Raw genomic sequence first — 15,461 nt, forward strand, 5'->3', positions numbered from 1 at the left:
CGTATGGCCGCGCCGCCCGTAGTGGACATTCCTCTCGTCGACGAGCGGCTGGCCGAGGATCTCGGAAACGGGCTCGCGGCGGTGGAGAAGCTGCTGCGCTCGTCGGTGGAGAGCGAGGACGCCTTCGTCACGGAGGCGTCCCGGCATCTCATCGAGGCGGGCGGCAAGCGGTTCCGGGCCATGCTCGTGCTGCTCGCCGCCCAGTTCGGCACCCCCGACGCTCCGGGCGTCGTGCCCGGGGCCGTCGTCATCGAGCTGACCCACCTGGCGACGCTCTACCACGACGACGTGATGGACGAGGCCCCGGTGCGCCGGGGCTCCCCGTCCGCCAACGCCCGGTGGGACAACACCGTGGCCATCCTGACCGGCGACTACCTCTTCGCCCAGGCGTCGGAGATCCTGGCCGACCTCGGCAGCGAGCTGATCCGGATCCAGGCGCGCACGTTCTCCCGGCTGGTGCGCGGCCAGATCCGCGAGACGATCGGCCCGGCCGAGGGCCGCGACGCGATCGCCCACTACATCGGCGTGCTCGCCGACAAGACCGGCTCGCTCATCGCCACCTCGGGCCGCTTCGGCGCCATGCTGGCCGGCGCTCCGGCCGACGTCGTGGATCGCCTCACCGACGCCTGCGAGGCGATCGGCGTGGCCTGGCAGCTCGGCGACGACCTCATCGACGTGGCCGCCCCCACGTCCGACTCCGGCAAGACGCCCGGCACCGACCTGCGCGAGGGCATCCGCACGCTCCCCGTGCTGTACGCCCTGGCCTCCGGCGACCCCGCCGACGCGCGGCTGCGTACGCTGCTGTCCGGGCCGGTGGCGGAGGAGGACGTCGAGGAGGCGCTGACGCTGCTGCGGGCCAACCACGCCATGGCGCAGGCCCGCGCGGAGCTCATCCGCTGGACCGACCGGGCCAAGACCGCCCTCGCCGGCCTGCCCGACATCCCCGCCCGTACGGCGCTGGTCGCCCTGTGCGACTACGTCGTCGACCGTACGGGCTGACGCCTTTTCGTAGATCATTGACCGGGTGAGACTCACCCGGTCCGCGGTCGCCCTGTGTTTTTCCCTGGCGGTGACAGGCTGCGGGACGCAACGAGCGGGCACCCCCGCCGCCCCGGCGCCGCCGGACTCGCCGCCCGGCAACGCCATCGTCGTGGACAAGGACCAGGCCGTCACGCTCGACCCGGCCCAGGACCCGGCGCGTTCCCTGGCCGACGCGCTCGTCGCGGCGGTTTCGCCTGTGCCCACTGAGGGACGACTCGGCCCCAGCCCTCCCGAGTCGGAGGAACTGGGCCTGATGGGCTGGGCGCTGGAGGAAGGTGAACCCATCCCGGTGCCCGATCCGGGCGCTGGAGCCGCGAATCCGCGCCTGCTGTCGGCGCTGCTCACGGATTTCGGTCCGGCGCACGAGTCGGATACGACTCCGGGGGCGGTGGTCGGTCTGCCGGCCCCCGTCGACGACGCGTCGCTGTTCATCGGACTTCGGATGCTCGGCAGCCCCCTGCACGGGCCCTCCCTGTGTGGGAAATGGACCTCGGGGACATGGAGCGCCGTGCTGCGGGACTTCGACCAGCGGGGCGTATGGATCGCGGCGACGCAGTTGACGACCCCGCCGGACGCAGGGAACTCTCTCGTGTTCGGCGAAACCATCACCACCGGGCCGGCCGAGATGCTGGACCACCTGGCGGACACCACCGGCGTGGAGTCGTGCCGGAAGCTTGAGGGGACCGGGGCCGGCACCGGAGCGGTGGAGCCGTTCCCCGTGCCGCGGCTGGGCACCAGGTCCTTCGCCTTCCGCATCACCGGTAGCCGAAAGGTCCCTGTCTGGCAGTGGGCCGAGGTGGTGCGGACGCCGCGTTACGTCCTGGAGATTCGGATTTCCAGACAGTGGCCGAAGCCGCGCGTCGACCCCGCCGTACTGCTGCCGAAGATCGCCGAGGCGGCGTACGCCAGGGCCGAGGCGGCGCTGGCCTGACGTCTCAAGCGGGCCCGGGGCCGCGCCGACCGGCCGGTGGCCGAGCAGGAGGCCTACTTCTGGTCGGCGAGCCACTCGTCGAAGGTGGTCGGCGCGATGCGGGCACCCTCGCCGGGAAGGAGCACGTCTCCGGCCATCGACGTGCCGAAGAGTCCTGACCAGGTCGGCACGAGCCTGACCGTACGGCCGCGCGCCGCGAGGGTGCGCCGGGCCATGTCGACGAGGTCCTGTGGCTCGGGGCCGGCAACGTCGGCATGGCGTCCCCGCGGCTCGCCCGCCGCGATCTCGGCGAGGACGTCGGCCACGTCCGCGGGCGCGATCGGCTGCACGAGCAGTGGTGCGATCGTCGCGACGCCGTCCTGTTCGGTCCAGCTCACCACCGTCTCGGCGAAGTCGTGGAACTGCGCGACCGGGACGATCGTCCACGGCACCGGCCCGGCGGACACGAGGCGCTCCTGCTCCCGCTTGCCGGCGTAGTGGGCGTTGCCCTCCACCCGGTGGATGCCGATGATCGACAGCAGCGCGTGGTGGCGGACGCCCGCCCGCTCCTCGGCGGCGAGCAGGTTGCGGGTGGTCGTGCCGAAGTACGCCACCGCCTCGTCCCGGTCGGTCGCCGCCGAACTGATCGCGTCGACGACCGCCTCCACGCCGTCCAGGGCCTTGTCGAGCCCTTCGCCCGTCATCAGGTCCACGCCGAGGGAGCGGCTGACGCGTACGACGTCGTGCCCGTCCCGTTCGAGAGCGGCGACGGTGAGCGATCCGATGTTCCCGGTGGCGCCGGCGACTGCGATTCGCATCGTCTTCTCCTTCGCTCGATGCCACGGATGCTATCTCCGGCCGACCAGGCGAGATCCGTCGAGGGTGCCCGAGGACTGCCGGCGCAGCGCGTCAGCGGCCGGTGAGAAGCTCGACGACGGGAGCGAACGCGTCGGCGTAGAAGCCGTTGACGGTGACGTAGGAGATGCCCAGATCGTCGCGGCGGCGCAGCAGCGTGTCGGCCATCTCCCGGGGCGAGCCGCGCAGCACGGCGGCCGCGTCGTCGGGGATGGTGGGGGAGCCCTCGGGCAGCCACGGGGCAGGCACGTCGCCGACCTGGAAGAGGTTCAGGCTCAGCTCGATGTCGTCGAACCTCGCCCCGGCCAGCTCCCGCAGCGTGCCGACGGGCCCGCGCAGGCCCTCCTCGGATGTGACGGCGGGCACGGCGAGCGCGACGATGTCGGCCTTCTCCGCGGCGAGCGCCAGCATGCGGGGGCCGGAGCCCGCGACCAGGATGGGCGGCCCCTGGCGCCGCACGCTGAGGCCGCCCTCGGTGAACGCCGTCCGCACCTCGCCGATCACCGACCTGACCTGGGCGACCCGCTCGCCCGCCGTGCCGTACGGCATGCCGAGCGTGCGGGCGTCCTGCTCGGCGGCGGGGCGTCCGGCCCCCACGCCGACCTCCAGCCGTCCGCCGGACAGGAAGTCGACCCCGGCCAGCTCGTGCGCCAGCAACCGGGGATTGCGGTACGGCGCGGCCAGCACGAACGTGCCCACGCGCAGCGTCGTCGTGGCGGTGGCCGCCGCCGTCACGGCGAGCAGCGGCGGGAGTGTCCCCAGCGTGTCGGGGACGAGAAGGGTCGAGTAGCCGAGATTCTCGGCGCGGCGGGCCGTGGCCGTCCACGCGGCGGCGTCGGGGGCGAGGCCGGCGACGATCCCGAAGCGGAAGTCCTTGCTCATGGGCTGATCCTCGCCGCCGCGGACGGCCGAGGTCGTCCCCCCGTCGGTGGTGGGAGCCGTACTCCCCGGGGCGTACTACACGGTCTGGAGTTCGGCGGCGCGCTCGCGGCGGGACGTGCGGGCGGCGCGGATGCTGTCCCAGGTGAAGAGGCTCAGCGCGAGCCAGACGACGACGAAGCCGGCCCACCGGCTGGCGGGCATGGTCTCGTGGACGATCAGCACGCCGCACAGGAACTGCAGCACCGGAGCGATGTACTGCAGGAGGCCGATTACCGTGAGGGGGACCAGCAGTGCCGAGGCGGTGAAGAAGAGCAACGGCACCGCGGTGATCAGGCCGGCGGCCACCAGCAGCAGGGCGTGGCCGGCGCCGTGGTGGGCGAAGGTGCCCGTGCCGTTCGCCTCCAGGACGAGCAGGTAGGCGAGGGCCGGCACCAGCAGCACGAGGGTCTCGATGGTCAGGCTCTCGGCGCTGCCCACCCCCGCCTTCTTCTTGATCAGGCCGTACGAGCCGAAGCTGAAGGCGAGCACGAGGGCGATCCAGGGCAGGCGCCCGTAGTCGAGCGTGAGGATGAGAACCGCGAGCGCGCCCAGCCCGACCGCGGCCCACTGCCACACGCGTAGCCGCTCGCGGAAGACCAGAACTCCGAAGAGCACGCTGACCAGGGGGTTGATGAAGTAGCCGAGGGCGCTTTCGACCACGTGGCCGGTGTTGACGGCGTAGATGTAGGTGCCCCAGTTCACCGAGACCGTGACGGCCGCGACGGTGAGGAGGATCAGCTGGCGGCGGGTGATGGTGCGGATCCACGACCAGTGGCGCCGTACGGCGAGGACCGCGACCACCACGACGAGCGACCAGACCATCCGGTGCGCGAGGATCTCCACCGCTCCGGACGGCTTGAGCAGGGGCCAGTAGAGAGGGAAGAGACCCCACATCGTGTACGCGGCGACGCCGAACAGGAGGCCACGGCGGGTATCAGGCATGTCGCCTATCTTCGCTGCTTACCTGGATTCAGGACAAATAAGGACCTCTATGCCCGGAGTTTAGGACTCCTTACGTGAGGAACAACGCGGCCGGGTGGGTGGTTGGTGATGGCAGACAGAAGGGGAGGTCCGTGATGGGCTGGCTGTTCGGCAGGGACAAGACGACGATGGTGGAGCCCACGGACGCGCTGCCGGGCCGGGCCGAGATCATGCCGGTGGCCACCCGCCACCAGGTCCTCGGCGCGCCGCTGGCTCCGCCGTACCCCGAAGGAACGGAGATCGCCGAGTTCGGGCTGGGCTGCTTCTGGGGCGCCGAGCGGAAGTTCTGGCAGACCCCGGGGGTCGTCTCGACCGCGGTGGGCTACGCGGGCGGTTACACGCCCAACCCTACGTACGAGGAGGTCTGCTCGGGCCTCACCGGGCACACCGAGGTCGTCCGGGTGGTCTTCGACCCGGCCCAGGTGTCGTACGAGGAGCTTCTCAAGGTCTTCTGGGAGGCGCACGACCCCACCCAGGGCATGCGCCAGGGCAACGACGTCGGCACGCAGTACCGGTCGACCGTCTACACCCATGGCCCCGAGCAACTGGAGGCCGCCCTGGCGTCCCAGGAGGCGTACCAGAAGGTGCTGACCGACGCCGGGTACGGCGAGATCACCACCGAGATAGCCCCCGCCGGCGAGTTCTACTTCGCGGAGGATTATCACCAGCAATACCTTTTCCGCAACATTAACGGCTACTGCGGGATCGGAGGCACGGGCGTCGCGTGTCCCATTGGCCTGACCACTGGTGAGGCCTGACCTGCGGTAACTGACTGATCCTGGCCCTTGGTCGCCCGGCAAGCCCGGTGCCGATCAGGGGCCAGAGCCGTTTTCGGCGAGAACCTTCACTACAAGGTCAAGGCGAGCCGCCTGCGGCGGCTCGCAGCGCGCCGGGCGGCCAGCGGGCCGGGCATGCGGCCTGGGGGCCGGTCCCGGCCCGCGCCGCCCGCGCTTAATCCACAGTGGCCCGCAGGGAGTTGATCATTCCGAATGGTCTTTAGGAGGGCGTCCGCCCCCAACGCCCATCCCAGGGCGTTCTTCGCTCCAAGCAATGATCGTGGCGGGTTTCCACACGGGGGACCGGCCAAATATCGCGTCGGGTTCCGGCAGGTCGCCTGGCTTCGGCGTCCCCTTCCTGCGGTTGAGACTGGCCCGGGCGTTGTAGACTCGCGCCGTGTTGACTTGGACATTGAGGAAACCTGCAATATCGGTGAGTGTCCAGTAAACCGCCTCTGTATCCGGTCTCCGCGGCACCTCTTTCTCTGCTTCTTTCATAGATACATAGTATCTAGAAGATAATCTCTACCTACTCCGAATCGTCAGGAGAGTGTGGCTGGTGTAGGTATGGAAGCAGACTGCAGGCACTCAGATTAGACAGTCAGCCGAAGGCCGCTCCCCGCCCCCGCTGCTCGATTGTTCGTGGCCCTTGGTCGGTGTCAACGCCGTCTGTGCGGGTTGGGTGTCGGGTTGCGGTGTACGTCGCTGGTGAACGGACACATGAAGACGGCATTGACACCTCGGTCGGGCCACTGATGTCGGCAGCTATCGGGGGCGGGGGAGGAGTGGCGCGGGTCGTAGACGCGAGTGCGGCCCCGCCCGAGGTGAGCGGGGCCGCGTGAGGGCTGGGCCGTCTATCGCATCTCGCCGAGGAGCAGGGCATGCCACGCCCTGCGGGCCTCCTCTATGGACCAGCGGTGTGTTTCTTCAACCTTTGGTGTGGGTTCGGTCTGGGTGGTCTTGCGGATGAACGCCTGTCCGCCGGACTGGAGTAGTTCGTAGACGACGGCTCGGCAGTCGCACGTCCACGCAAGCGCCCGCACCCGCCGGACCCCTTCGAACGGCTCATGCCAGACGAGTTTCACGTGATCTTGTTGGCGCATCTCCCAGTGCGGACTCAGGCACTCGTCCAGGTGCGGGATGGAGGCGGCCACCAGTACCGCCGCCTTACCGTGGCCCGCCGTTGGCCCAGTTGGCGATCCACCGGACGGCGGACTGTGGTTGGTCGACCGTGGACAGCGGAACGACGGTCCCGGACTTCGGTAGTTTGATCAGGAAGCGGCGCGGCTTGTTCTCCTGGTCGATGGTGACCGTCGCGACCTGTCCGCCGAGGCCGTAGATGTCCAGCTCCGAGACTGCCGGGTCCCAGATCGGGAACCCGGTCATCCGCACGGTGATGTGGCTGATGAGCCGGGTACGGACCTCTTGGGACCGGAGCAGGTCGCTGAGGGCGGCCAGGATGCCCGCCTGCTGGTCGGCGGTTCGGTTGCTGATCGTGTTCTGACGCATAGCTCTCCCATCTGTCTCGCTGACGGGTTTAGCGTACGCCGACCTTCCTAGTCCTACTCCTAGGTACCTCTAGGTACCTGTGGTAACGACATGGAACGCTTTCGTTCCTACTCTTGAGCCCGTGATCGAGTTCCGGCCTGACCAGCTCAAATGGGAAGCCGTCCTCGAAGAGATACGACGCCGTATCCGGACGGGCGAATACCAGGTGGGACACCCCATCCCTGGCGAACCCCGCATGGCCGAAGAGTTCGGCATCGCCAAGGGCACCGCACGCCGTGTCATCAACGAACTGCTCAAAGCCGGAGACGTCTACACCGTGCTCGGCAAGGGAACCTTTGTCGCCGACCCTGAGACCGGCGGCCCGCCCAGGAGAGACACCGAAGACGAGTGAAGGCCCCCGAACGAGTCCAGGGGCCTTCAGCCTTCTATCGGTTGTCAGCGAGACGATGGAAGGCGCACCAAGCGTAGAGCCGACGAGCCAAGGGCAGTAGCCACCGGCCGTGGCGCCGCCGGCCCAACCGCTTCGCGGCCCTTCGGGTGCCTACGGCATTGCGCCGGCCGCACCACTCCCACCCACATCCCGCCGGTCAGGCCGACTCTCCCCGCTCACGAGCGATCCGGCGCGCCGTGGCGACACGTTGCCGGATCAGCTCGGCCCACAGGTGTTCGCCGTGCCGGTACCCGCTCCCGGCGAAACGCCACTCACCAACCGTCACGGTCTCCCGCTCGGCAGGATCAGGCAGGCCGCGCCGTTCCCGAGCCCGCTCGGCCTGGTGGTCGGCCCGCACCCGCCGAAGCGCGCTCAGGGTGGTCGAGTAGTGGCGGCTCTTGGTTGAGAAGTGGCCCCGGTAGCCGAGCATGTGCGCCCACTGCCGCAACGGGATCAACCGGTAGGCCGGATCGTTGCCGAGCGCGAAGCAGGTGTAGATCATGCGCCGGGCATGCTCAGTGACGTCGAGTCGCGCGACATCGGGCACCTCCCGGATAGGCCGGTCCACGGTGCCGGCGGACTCGGCCCCCTTCGTGGCGTACTTCGCGATGTAGGCCGCCACACGCTGATCCGCGATGCCCTCAACCGAGGTCGCGACATAGATGGGGTCCACGTCGAGCTGCGTGCCCCACCGGCCGACGAACGACGGGTCATCGTCCGGCACCGGAACCGAGACCGCAGCCGCGGTTTCCCGAATCGCCTCCTGGAGCACGGGCACCGTTGCCCAGTCCGGCGGGCGATCGGACGGCCCGTCCGGTCCATCGAGGCGAATCACGGCGTGGAAGTGGACCAGGCCCCGCGCCTGATACTCGGCCACCTTTGCGTACGACAGCCGAAGCCGCCGCCGCAGTTCGGCCCGCGAGATGCCCAGGTGCCGGGCGAAGGTCGCCGGTAGCGCCTGCGTGAAGCGCCGCCACAGCTCTCCCGCGTGCGCGTTCCACAGCACCGCGTCCCGGTAGCCGTAGCAGTCCACGCAGATCGGCTGCCCGACCTGGGGGTCATCGTCGGCATGGCGGACCCCGCAGCCTTCCGGCCTGCCGTGCGCGCACACCGGGTTGTCCCGCCGAGGACGACACGGCAACACCTTGTCACTCTTCACCCGGCGAGCGTGGACCGCGCCGAACGAGGGGGCCGTGAACGTGGCGAACACGCGGGGATGAGCGCTCACGTCCTCGGGGACGCCCTTGCCACCGCGCAGGCCGGACAGGATCAGGTGATAGGTGTCGTCCCGGTAGACCTCCGAGCACGCCGGGCACCGGGATGCACGACGATTGCCACACGCGGTCAGCAGATACCCGGTCGGCTCGTCGGCCGTCCGGTAGACGTCCAGCACTTCCAACCCGGCATCGAAGGTGATCCGGCGTCCCTGGAGCCGGATCGGTTGGGCACAGCCGCCCGTCGCCCGCACCATCTCCTGCCACCGGGCGAAGTCCGGCATGGCGGCGCGCTGGGCAGCAGCGAGGACATCGGGGGAGAGGGGAGGAAGCTCGCTCACGCGGCATCCCTCCCGCTCTTCTCGTCGGCGGGATCGGTGCGGCCAGGTTCGTCGGCCAGCACGGCACCGAGAACGGCGGCCACCCGGTGCCACTTGTCGGCAGACCAACGAGGAGACTCGGCGGCTTTGCGTCTGCCCCACTCCTGGGCAGACATGGGGGTCTGTGTGGTCAGGTGGGCTCCTTTCCTCGCGGGTGGAGCCACCGCCGCGCATGCGGAACAGACGCCGAGCACCGTGAGCCAGCAGCCGAACGGCCGAACACGGGCACGTCAGCGAGAGAACCTGGGAGTGTGCGACCAGAAAATGAAAGGGCGTGACGCCTGCCGCTGGGCCGGGTCCCTCCAGCGGTACGGCGTTAATTATTTTGTATGCCGCCCGGATCTCATGCACGCCGGAAAATGGGTCGCGTAGCTTCTCGCCTGTGTCATTCCGTCAGGGAGACGGTGACTTCTTGCAGTTCTGTTCTACCCCAGAAGAACGCATATGCGTACCGGTCAGTTCCGAAGCCGGAATTGGCATGACGTCTTTGACGGCGTCCCAGGGCGTCCGCTGGCGTCCAGCGGCGTCCGTAGACGTCCGGCTGTGGTGGGAGACTGGTAAGGGGGTTGTCGCCTGGCGGTAAGGCTGGAGGAGCTACCGTCGACCGCAAGACGTCCTGGACGTCTTGGGGGTTCTCGCGTCCTCAGTCCTCACGCCAGACCAGTTCAAGAAGGTCGGGATCGAAGCGCCTGCGCCCCTTGCCGCTCGGGTAGATGATCACGGCGTGCAGCGCCTCCCGGATGTAGGACCGCTTCAACGAGAGCGGTAGACCGCCCTCACTCTCCGATAGGAACCACCGCCGCCGTATCTCGGCCACGTCGGTAGCCGAGCGGGCCTGTCGTCGTTGAGCTGTCGCCGCGAAGCTCTGCGCGTCCGTGCGAAGGGCGGGATATGCGCTTCTCCAGATCGGGAGCCGCCGAGAAGAACAGCTCATTACTGATATTCCCTGCCGTCCATTGGGCGCGTAGCTCTTCGAGCCGAGCCTTGGCGTCTTCGTAATCCTGTTGACCAGGCCACTCGGTAGGGCCTGTGGAAGAGGCCAACTGCACCTCTTCGAGTTTCGCGAGGACCGCTTCCGAGACGTAGAGGTCAACCATGTCCCCACGTCTGCCGAGACCGCCACAGCCGCCCACCGTCTTGGCGGGACAGATGTAGATGTGCTGCACGCAGTGCTTCTGGTGCGTGACCCGGAGGGACGCGTTGCACAGAGCGCCGTCTGGTTGGGTCCGGCCGCACCGGAGGAACCCGGTGAGCAGGTGGCGGGGCTCTTTGAAGTCTCGCGGAAGGATCGGGCCGAGTCGACCGTCCCGGTAGACGAAGTGACCCTTGCGCGCGTCGAAGATGGACTTGACCGCCATCCACTGTTCCGGCGTCACGATCGGCTGCCACTGCCCGACCACCGGGTTGCCCTCGGAGTCTCGTATCAACTCGCCGTTCATCTCGCGCCAGCCGCAGACCCGAGGGTTGGTCAATGTGACCTTCAGGGAGCGGGAAGTCCAGCGGTTGCCCAGGGAAGTCTTCACGTCACCCCGCTGCCATTGGTTCACGATGGAGTTGAGCGATCGGCCGGCGACGAGGTCGAGGATCGCCTGACGTACGAGAGGTGCCTCTTGCGGATCGAGAGTCAAGCGATCGGGTAACCAGCCGAAGGGACGCGTGCCGCCAACGGGTAGCCCCTGCTCGGCGCGTGCCCGATGGGAGCGGCGTATACGGCGCTGCATCTTCCGCACCTCCATCTTGGAGATGACCGCGCCGAACAGACCCATGCTCTCGGTGTCTTCGCTGTAGAGATCCTTCTGACCCCGCGCGTCCGCGAAGACGCGGCCGTCCTGGTAGGTGATCGCTTCAACGAAGCGTTCGTAGTCACCCGGACGTCGGGCGAGGCGATCCTCAGCCACGATGACGACGCCTCGCACCTCCGGGCCGTCCGGAAGCTCGCCCGAGCGGAGCACCTTCAACATGGCCTCGAACTCGTCGCGGACGACATCGGCCTTTGCAGCCGACTTGTCGTTGTCCGTGAACTCGTGGACGACGGTCCAGCCGTACCGGGCCGCGGTCTCCCGGTTGAGCTTGTGCTGGTCCTGGACTCCGTGCTCGTCCCGCTTGGTGTCGGCGGAGATACGAGCGTAGGAGACGACGGGAATGGGGGGCGTGTGCGTTGCCAAGGCGACCTCCGCAGCAATTATTGCCCGAGCCTCAGGACTGTCGCCAGCGGTTTCCATCCGAAATTCATCCCGCTATGGATATTTTGGGCAGGTATGACGTATATGGGACTGCATAAATCAGGCCGTTATCGTGTCCGAAATGCGTGGAATCGAATCGCAGTGTATGGCTGCCGATGTAGTGTGGATGAGTGAACCTTCAAGCCCAGATAGAACTAATAACGGTTCCTCAGGATTTCACGCGTCTCTGTAACACTGTCCTTCGAGCTGAGTACGGAGATGATTTTCTTCCAATTGATGACGATAGGCCGGATAGAGGAAATGACGGCTATCTCAAGTCTGAGAAACGGATATTTGCGGCCCACTGTTTTAAAAGGATCCAAAATCGCGGTCTAGATAGTGAAATATATGCCAAGATGAGCAGTGATCTGAAAAAGGCTATCGCCCTCAAAGGTGATGGGGGTTGGGAGATTCGTCACTGGACGTTTCTTTCGAACTATCCGATACCGGAAGCCATCGCTTCCCGCATATTGAAGGCGGGGCGTGATGCTGGTATTGAAGTTAGCTGGCGAGGGCCGGATTACTTTGCTGGAGTGCTGCAGCGCTTCAAGAGTGTTAGAGAGCTCTTCCCGAATCTTCTTGCGAATGACATCATGTGGAAGCTTGAGGAGATAACTGAGCAAATAGAATCTCTTAGAGTAGATCAAAGGGATCCAGTAGTTACTTGGGTTCCGCGAAATCCCGAAGAGCAGCAGCTGTTGATTTCGCAAGCTCCGCCAGCTTGGGAGTACCTCCTCTTTGCTGGGTCACTCCTGCAGGGGAAAGAGCGACTCGAGGGAAAATGGCGCGATTTTCAGATGGGATATGGGCGGCGCAACGGCGTATATCTCGACGATAAGTCTGCAGTAGCTCGCCTCGGCGGCGTCTTTGGTGACGCCCTTGTTGTCGGTAACGGGATCAAGCCTATCTTCGATGAAAGAGCTCAGGAGGAGGCTTTCGGTCCTCCTGGAGTCCCTGGGGATCCCGGGAAGATTATCCACTTTGCCGGGCGGATAATCTCCACTTATGAAGATCTCCTAGATTGGGCAAGTGATATTCGCGGCACTGTATATCCAGAGGAGATGCGCCATGCCGCGGAGCTTGCTGCCCGGGTGGCGGATAGGCCGGCTAGAGATATACGGGATTTTGTTGATCGGGTAGTGGAAGAGTACGGCAGGATACCGCAGTGGTTGGAGATGCCAAATAGGGGCAGGCTAGAAATAAATTTGACCCTGGAGCTTTCTGTGGACGATGCGGCGATTGAAGCTTGCATGAAGGAGTACAAGAGGGCGTGTAGAAGGATGAGGATCTAAGCCTCCCTTCCCCCTGGGAGCATCGATGCGCCATCCTTGGGTAGGGAGTTGGTGCCTGCTTCGGAACGAGACCTCCGCACAGGCTCAACCCCGCGAGGAGCTCCCACTAGCCCCCGTAACCTCGACTCCTGTGCAGGCCCTCTGACCAGGTATGTAGGAAGTTAGCGCGGGGTGCTGGAATCAACTCCGTATCGTGAGGGAGCGCGCCCGCGATCTGCGGCCGCTGCTTCCGCGTCTACGCCGGCGCGAGGGCCGGACCTACGTCGCCCGCCTGCTCCGAATCGCCGACCTGGTCCTCCTCGGCTGACTGGGGGACGTTGATATGGCCTTGTTGGCCACCGCTCGCTTTCCAGCTGGGCAGGGAATCGTGCCTGGCTGGTGGTCCTCTCTTTTCGTACCTTCCGGGTGATGTCTCCATCAACCCAGGCGAGGGGATGTATGACGGAGCAAGGGAGTGCGAAGGGCCCGATACTGGGCCGGACTAGACATGCCGCAGAGGCGGCCCGAGATGCCTCTCATGAAACGCGGACGGCGGCCGAGGAAATCAAGCGTCAGGTCACGGAGGTGCAGAAGGCGATCGCGCGGATAGAGGGGGCGCTGAGGAGGGTCGAGGAGACTCTCGGTGAGCACCATGCCCCCGCACGAGAAGTGACCGCGGAGGAAGAGGTGGGGCGGCTGCTCCTCGCCTACGTAGAGCAAGGCCACAAAAAGGGCAGCTGGAACAACATCTGGATCAGCAAGATCTACGAACGGCGACCGGATGCGGTGGAGGCAAACCTCCGAGGTGCCATTTACCTGGCGGAGAAGATCCTCTCCTTGGAGTCGCCGGAGAGTGACCACATCGGCAGAGATGCCCGCGCGATCTTTGAGAAGGTGGCCGAGCGAGCAGCCGATGACGAACTGCCAGAGAACGTCACTCCTCTGGATACGCACCAGCGGGCGCGAGGAATGTAGCCCTACGCCGCCCCGGGCGCCTGGCGGTCTCGGCCGACAGACGCCGCCACGTCGGAGGAGCAGCAAGAGATCACCGACACGTGGCAGGACCGGCAGGGCGCGAGGGTCTTGCGTCGCCGACTCACCATGAGTCGCGCCCACGCGGGCTGTGGTGGTCCCTCTGAGGTGAGATCTGCAGCAGGCGGTCGAGCTTTGGGCTGACTTCCGGTCCAACCCGCGCTAGCCGAGACCTATTGCCTCAAGTGAAGTGCTACCACCAGCAATACCTTTTCAAGGTGCCAAACGGCTACTGCGGCCTGGGCGGCACCGGTGTGAGCTGCCCCGTCGGCCTGACCGCCGGCGAGGCCTGATCAGTCGGCTGGCAGGATCGTGAGTCGTTGCCCCTTGGGAAGATGACGAGGGGCAACGACGAGGTAGTCGCGCTGATCCAGCGTGGCGACTTGGCGAAGGTCGAAGCGCTCGGCCAGGGCTATCACGCAGGCGTCCACGGCCTGTAGGCGGAGCGAGGCGTAGGCCGAGAGCAGCTCGGACATTCGCCGGTAGTCGTGAGGCGTCACCTCGATCACGCGAAGCTCGTCGTCGGCGATGGCGGCGCAGAACTCGGCTGCAAGAGTGGGGCTGCCGCGACGCACCGGATCGGAGAGCAGGTGACAGATCTCTGTCACCGCGAGCGACGGTACGACGAGTTTGGTCCAGTTCTGCGCGAGAAACCGGACGCAGCGAGCGTGGTCCTTGTCGGCCCTGTTGAATGCCGCGACGAGGGGTCCCGTGTCGCAGAGGATCACGCGGTGATCGCTCCGTCGGACTCCTCGCGGTGAGGATAGGTGAGGTACCGGTCATGGTGGACGCCGAGGTCTGCCGGCCCTTGTAGCGCGCCGACGAGCGCGGCGAGATGCCGTGGAAGCGCGGGCGCGTCGAGGGGCTCCTCGATGTCGGCCCAGCCTTCGTTGTCCAAGTCCATGCTGCCAAGTGTAGGCCCCGACCTGCCCGCAGGCAGTGAGATGTCGCAGCGTGAGGTGAGGAGGCATCTATTGCCTGAAGTGAACCGCTACCACCAGCAATATCTTTTTAAGGTGCCAAACGGCTACTGCGGCATCGGTGGCACGGGCGTGAGCTGCCCCGTCGGCCTGACCGCCGGCGATGCTTGATCTTGCAGGAACCAGTCGGCCCGGAGCCCAGGCTGCCCCGGGCCGGCGCAGCCGCTCTCGGCGGGCCGCGATCAGCTGCCGTGCTGCGCGGCTGTCCGGGGCGGTCCCACTGATTACACTCGATACATGAGCGTGATGCGCGAGGAACTCCACCACCTGGTTGATCGGCTGCCAGAGGAGAAGGTGGCTCCTCTGCTCAGGCTCGTGCGGGATCAGCTCGAAGAGCCGCCTGTCGTACGCGACCTGCCGTTCATCGGCTTGCTTGAAGCGGAGCCGGATTTCGCGGAACGCTCGGAGGAGATTCTCCGTGCGGAGGACAATCACTCTTTGTGATCGTCATCGATTCAGGTCCGTTGGTTGCGGCCGTGAACGTCCGGGACCGTCATCATCAGGCTTGCGCACGACTTCTGCGGACCCACCCAGGACCCTTGCTCGTCCCCGCGACCGTGGTCACGGAGGTGTGCCAACTTGTAGAGAAGCGGCAGGGGAGCAAGGCGGAGGCGGCGTTTCTGCGCTCCTTCGGAGCAGGTCTGACCTTGGTGGATCTCACAGAACGTGATCTGCGGCGTATGAGCGACCTGGTGGAGACGTACGCAAGTCTCCCACTCGGGGCGGTTGATGCCTCTGTGGTCGCCATTGCTGAGCGCCTCGGCGTCACGGAAGTGGCAACGCTTGATCGCCGCCACTTCACTATCGTCCGTCCCCACCACACCGGTGCACTTATGCTCCTGCCGGAGCGGCTCTGAGGACCGTCCCGCCCCGCGGTCCTGGGCAGTGATCTGTTGGTCGAACGGCACGGGCGCGAGCCTTGCGATTTGTTGCCTGAAG

The 15,461-nt window shown here is 66.5% G+C and carries 17 protein-coding genes and 3 pseudogenes; 10 read left to right on the forward strand and 10 right to left on the reverse strand.

Features of this window, described 5'->3' with window-relative positions; translation table 11 throughout:
• Positions 1–3 precede the first annotated feature (3 nt).
• Both F5972_RS23365 and F5972_RS23370 read left to right on the forward strand, forming a co-directional pair.
• Entirely contained in the window at positions 4–999 is a 996-nt protein-coding gene (locus tag F5972_RS23365) for a polyprenyl synthetase family protein (protein ID WP_150935849.1), read from the forward strand.
• 25 nt (positions 1,000–1,024) lie between these two features.
• A complete protein-coding gene (locus F5972_RS23370; RefSeq protein ID WP_150935851.1) occupies positions 1,025–1,972 on the forward strand; it encodes a hypothetical protein in 948 nt (315 codons plus the stop codon).
• Between the two features lie 53 nt (positions 1,973–2,025).
• Here the strand turns inward: F5972_RS23370 and F5972_RS23375 are convergent, their stop codons facing one another.
• The 3 genes from F5972_RS23375 to rarD all read right to left on the reverse strand — a co-directional run bounded on the left by F5972_RS23375 (position 2,026) and on the right by rarD (position 4,669).
• The gene (locus F5972_RS23375; RefSeq protein WP_150935854.1) at positions 2,026–2,769 is read right to left on the reverse strand and encodes an SDR family oxidoreductase; all 744 of its coding nucleotides are present in this window, start codon (positions 2,767–2,769) and stop codon (positions 2,026–2,028) included.
• Positions 2,770–2,860: 91 nt separating this feature from the next.
• A complete protein-coding gene (locus tag F5972_RS23380; protein ID WP_150935856.1) occupies positions 2,861–3,688 on the reverse strand; it encodes a TIGR03621 family F420-dependent LLM class oxidoreductase in 828 nt (275 codons plus the stop codon).
• A 75-nt stretch (positions 3,689–3,763) separates the two neighbouring features.
• Positions 3,764–4,669 carry an EamA family transporter RarD gene (gene rarD, locus F5972_RS23385; RefSeq protein WP_150935858.1) on the reverse strand — a complete coding sequence of 302 codons (906 nt, stop codon included), beginning with the start codon at positions 4,667–4,669 and terminating at the stop codon, positions 3,764–3,766.
• Between the two features lie 134 nt (positions 4,670–4,803).
• Between rarD and msrA the strand changes: the two genes are divergently transcribed.
• Complete coding sequence (gene msrA, locus F5972_RS23390) at positions 4,804–5,466, forward strand: peptide-methionine (S)-S-oxide reductase MsrA (RefSeq protein WP_150935860.1); 663 nt, start codon at positions 4,804–4,806, stop codon at positions 5,464–5,466.
• Positions 5,467–6,338: 872 nt separating this feature from the next.
• Here the strand turns inward: msrA and F5972_RS23395 are convergent.
• Both F5972_RS23395 and F5972_RS23400 read right to left on the reverse strand, forming a co-directional pair.
• Positions 6,339–6,638: a hypothetical protein gene (locus F5972_RS23395; RefSeq protein ID WP_150935862.1), complete on the reverse strand. Its 300-nt coding sequence runs from the start codon at positions 6,636–6,638 to the stop codon at positions 6,339–6,341.
• 13 nt (positions 6,639–6,651) lie between these two features.
• Positions 6,652–6,993 carry a hypothetical protein gene (locus tag F5972_RS23400; RefSeq protein WP_150935864.1) on the reverse strand — a complete coding sequence of 114 codons (342 nt, stop codon included), beginning with the start codon at positions 6,991–6,993 and terminating at the stop codon, positions 6,652–6,654.
• A gap of 121 nt (positions 6,994–7,114) precedes the next feature.
• On the opposite strand from F5972_RS23400, the gene F5972_RS23405 reads away from it, so the two are divergent.
• On the forward strand, positions 7,115–7,384 hold the full coding sequence (locus F5972_RS23405) for a GntR family transcriptional regulator (protein ID WP_076437814.1): 270 nt from the start codon (positions 7,115–7,117) through the stop codon (positions 7,382–7,384).
• 196 nt (positions 7,385–7,580) lie between these two features.
• Here F5972_RS23405 and F5972_RS23410 read toward each other — a convergent pair whose 3' ends face one another.
• Positions 7,581–8,978, reverse strand: a complete 1,398-nt coding sequence (locus tag F5972_RS23410) for a replication initiator (RefSeq protein ID WP_191910281.1) — start codon at positions 8,976–8,978, stop codon at positions 7,581–7,583.
• An 815-nt stretch (positions 8,979–9,793) separates the two neighbouring features.
• On the reverse strand, positions 9,794–11,182 hold the full coding sequence (locus tag F5972_RS23415) for a recombinase family protein (protein ID WP_191910282.1): 1,389 nt from the start codon (positions 11,180–11,182) through the stop codon (positions 9,794–9,796).
• 188 nt (positions 11,183–11,370) lie between these two features.
• Between F5972_RS23415 and F5972_RS23420 the strand changes: the two genes are divergently transcribed.
• On the forward strand, positions 11,371–12,531 hold the full coding sequence (locus tag F5972_RS23420) for a hypothetical protein (RefSeq protein ID WP_150935868.1): 1,161 nt from the start codon (positions 11,371–11,373) through the stop codon (positions 12,529–12,531).
• Positions 12,532–12,969: 438 nt separating this feature from the next.
• Complete coding sequence (locus tag F5972_RS23425) at positions 12,970–13,485, forward strand: hypothetical protein (protein ID WP_150935870.1); 516 nt, start codon at positions 12,970–12,972, stop codon at positions 13,483–13,485.
• A 2-nt stretch (positions 13,486–13,487) separates the two neighbouring features.
• Here the strand turns inward: F5972_RS23425 and F5972_RS39435 are convergent.
• A pseudogene (locus F5972_RS39435) lies at positions 13,488–13,625 on the reverse strand (HNH endonuclease); the annotation flags it as partial.
• 111 nt (positions 13,626–13,736) lie between these two features.
• Here F5972_RS39435 and F5972_RS38305 point away from each other — a divergent pair.
• Positions 13,737–13,835 (forward strand): annotated as a pseudogene (locus F5972_RS38305) (peptide-methionine (S)-S-oxide reductase MsrA); the annotation flags it as partial.
• On the opposite strand, the gene F5972_RS23435 reads toward F5972_RS38305, so the two are convergent.
• Both F5972_RS23435 and F5972_RS37435 read right to left on the reverse strand, forming a co-directional pair.
• The gene (locus F5972_RS23435; protein WP_150935873.1) at positions 13,836–14,270 is read right to left on the reverse strand and encodes a type II toxin-antitoxin system VapC family toxin; all 435 of its coding nucleotides are present in this window, start codon (positions 14,268–14,270) and stop codon (positions 13,836–13,838) included.
• A complete protein-coding gene (locus F5972_RS37435; RefSeq protein ID WP_191910283.1) occupies positions 14,267–14,446 on the reverse strand; it encodes a hypothetical protein in 180 nt (59 codons plus the stop codon). Before F5972_RS37435 ends, F5972_RS23435 begins: the two co-directional genes overlap by 4 nt.
• Positions 14,447–14,534: 88 nt before the next feature.
• Here F5972_RS37435 and F5972_RS38310 point away from each other — a divergent pair.
• The 3 genes and pseudogenes from F5972_RS38310 to F5972_RS23455 form a co-directional block, all read left to right on the forward strand.
• Positions 14,535–14,633: pseudogene (locus tag F5972_RS38310) on the forward strand (peptide-methionine (S)-S-oxide reductase MsrA); the annotation flags it as partial.
• Between the two features lie 126 nt (positions 14,634–14,759).
• Complete coding sequence (locus F5972_RS23450; protein WP_079319669.1) at positions 14,760–14,966, forward strand: hypothetical protein; 207 nt, start codon at positions 14,760–14,762, stop codon at positions 14,964–14,966.
• Complete coding sequence (locus tag F5972_RS23455) at positions 14,963–15,379, forward strand: type II toxin-antitoxin system VapC family toxin (RefSeq protein WP_150935876.1); 417 nt, start codon at positions 14,963–14,965, stop codon at positions 15,377–15,379. The genes F5972_RS23450 and F5972_RS23455 overlap by 4 nt, the downstream gene beginning before the upstream one ends.
• Positions 15,380–15,461 lie beyond the last annotated feature (82 nt).

Source organism: Microbispora cellulosiformans (genome assembly GCF_008728085.1).
GTDB lineage: Bacteria > Actinomycetota > Actinomycetes > Streptosporangiales > Streptosporangiaceae > Microbispora > Microbispora amethystogenes.

Excerpts from the sequence above, each read along its gene's own strand:
- F5972_RS23365 (WP_150935849.1), top strand. The coding sequence starts at position 4 with ATGGCCGCGCCGCCCGTAGTGGACATTCCTCTCGTCGACGAGCGGCTG.
- F5972_RS23375 (WP_150935854.1), bottom strand. The coding sequence starts at position 2,769 with ATGCGAATCGCAGTCGCCGGCGCCACCGGGAACATCGGATCGCTCACC.
- F5972_RS23380 (WP_150935856.1), bottom strand. The coding sequence starts at position 3,688 with ATGAGCAAGGACTTCCGCTTCGGGATCGTCGCCGGCCTCGCCCCCGAC.
- rarD (WP_150935858.1), bottom strand. The coding sequence starts at position 4,669 with ATGCCTGATACCCGCCGTGGCCTCCTGTTCGGCGTCGCCGCGTACACG.
- msrA (WP_150935860.1), top strand. The coding sequence starts at position 4,804 with ATGGGCTGGCTGTTCGGCAGGGACAAGACGACGATGGTGGAGCCCACG.
- F5972_RS23400 (WP_150935864.1), bottom strand. The coding sequence starts at position 6,993 with ATGCGTCAGAACACGATCAGCAACCGAACCGCCGACCAGCAGGCGGGC.
- F5972_RS23425 (WP_150935870.1), top strand. The coding sequence starts at position 12,970 with ATGACGGAGCAAGGGAGTGCGAAGGGCCCGATACTGGGCCGGACTAGA.
- F5972_RS37435 (WP_191910283.1), bottom strand. The coding sequence starts at position 14,446 with ATGGACTTGGACAACGAAGGCTGGGCCGACATCGAGGAGCCCCTCGAC.
- F5972_RS23450 (WP_079319669.1), top strand. The coding sequence starts at position 14,760 with ATGAGCGTGATGCGCGAGGAACTCCACCACCTGGTTGATCGGCTGCCA.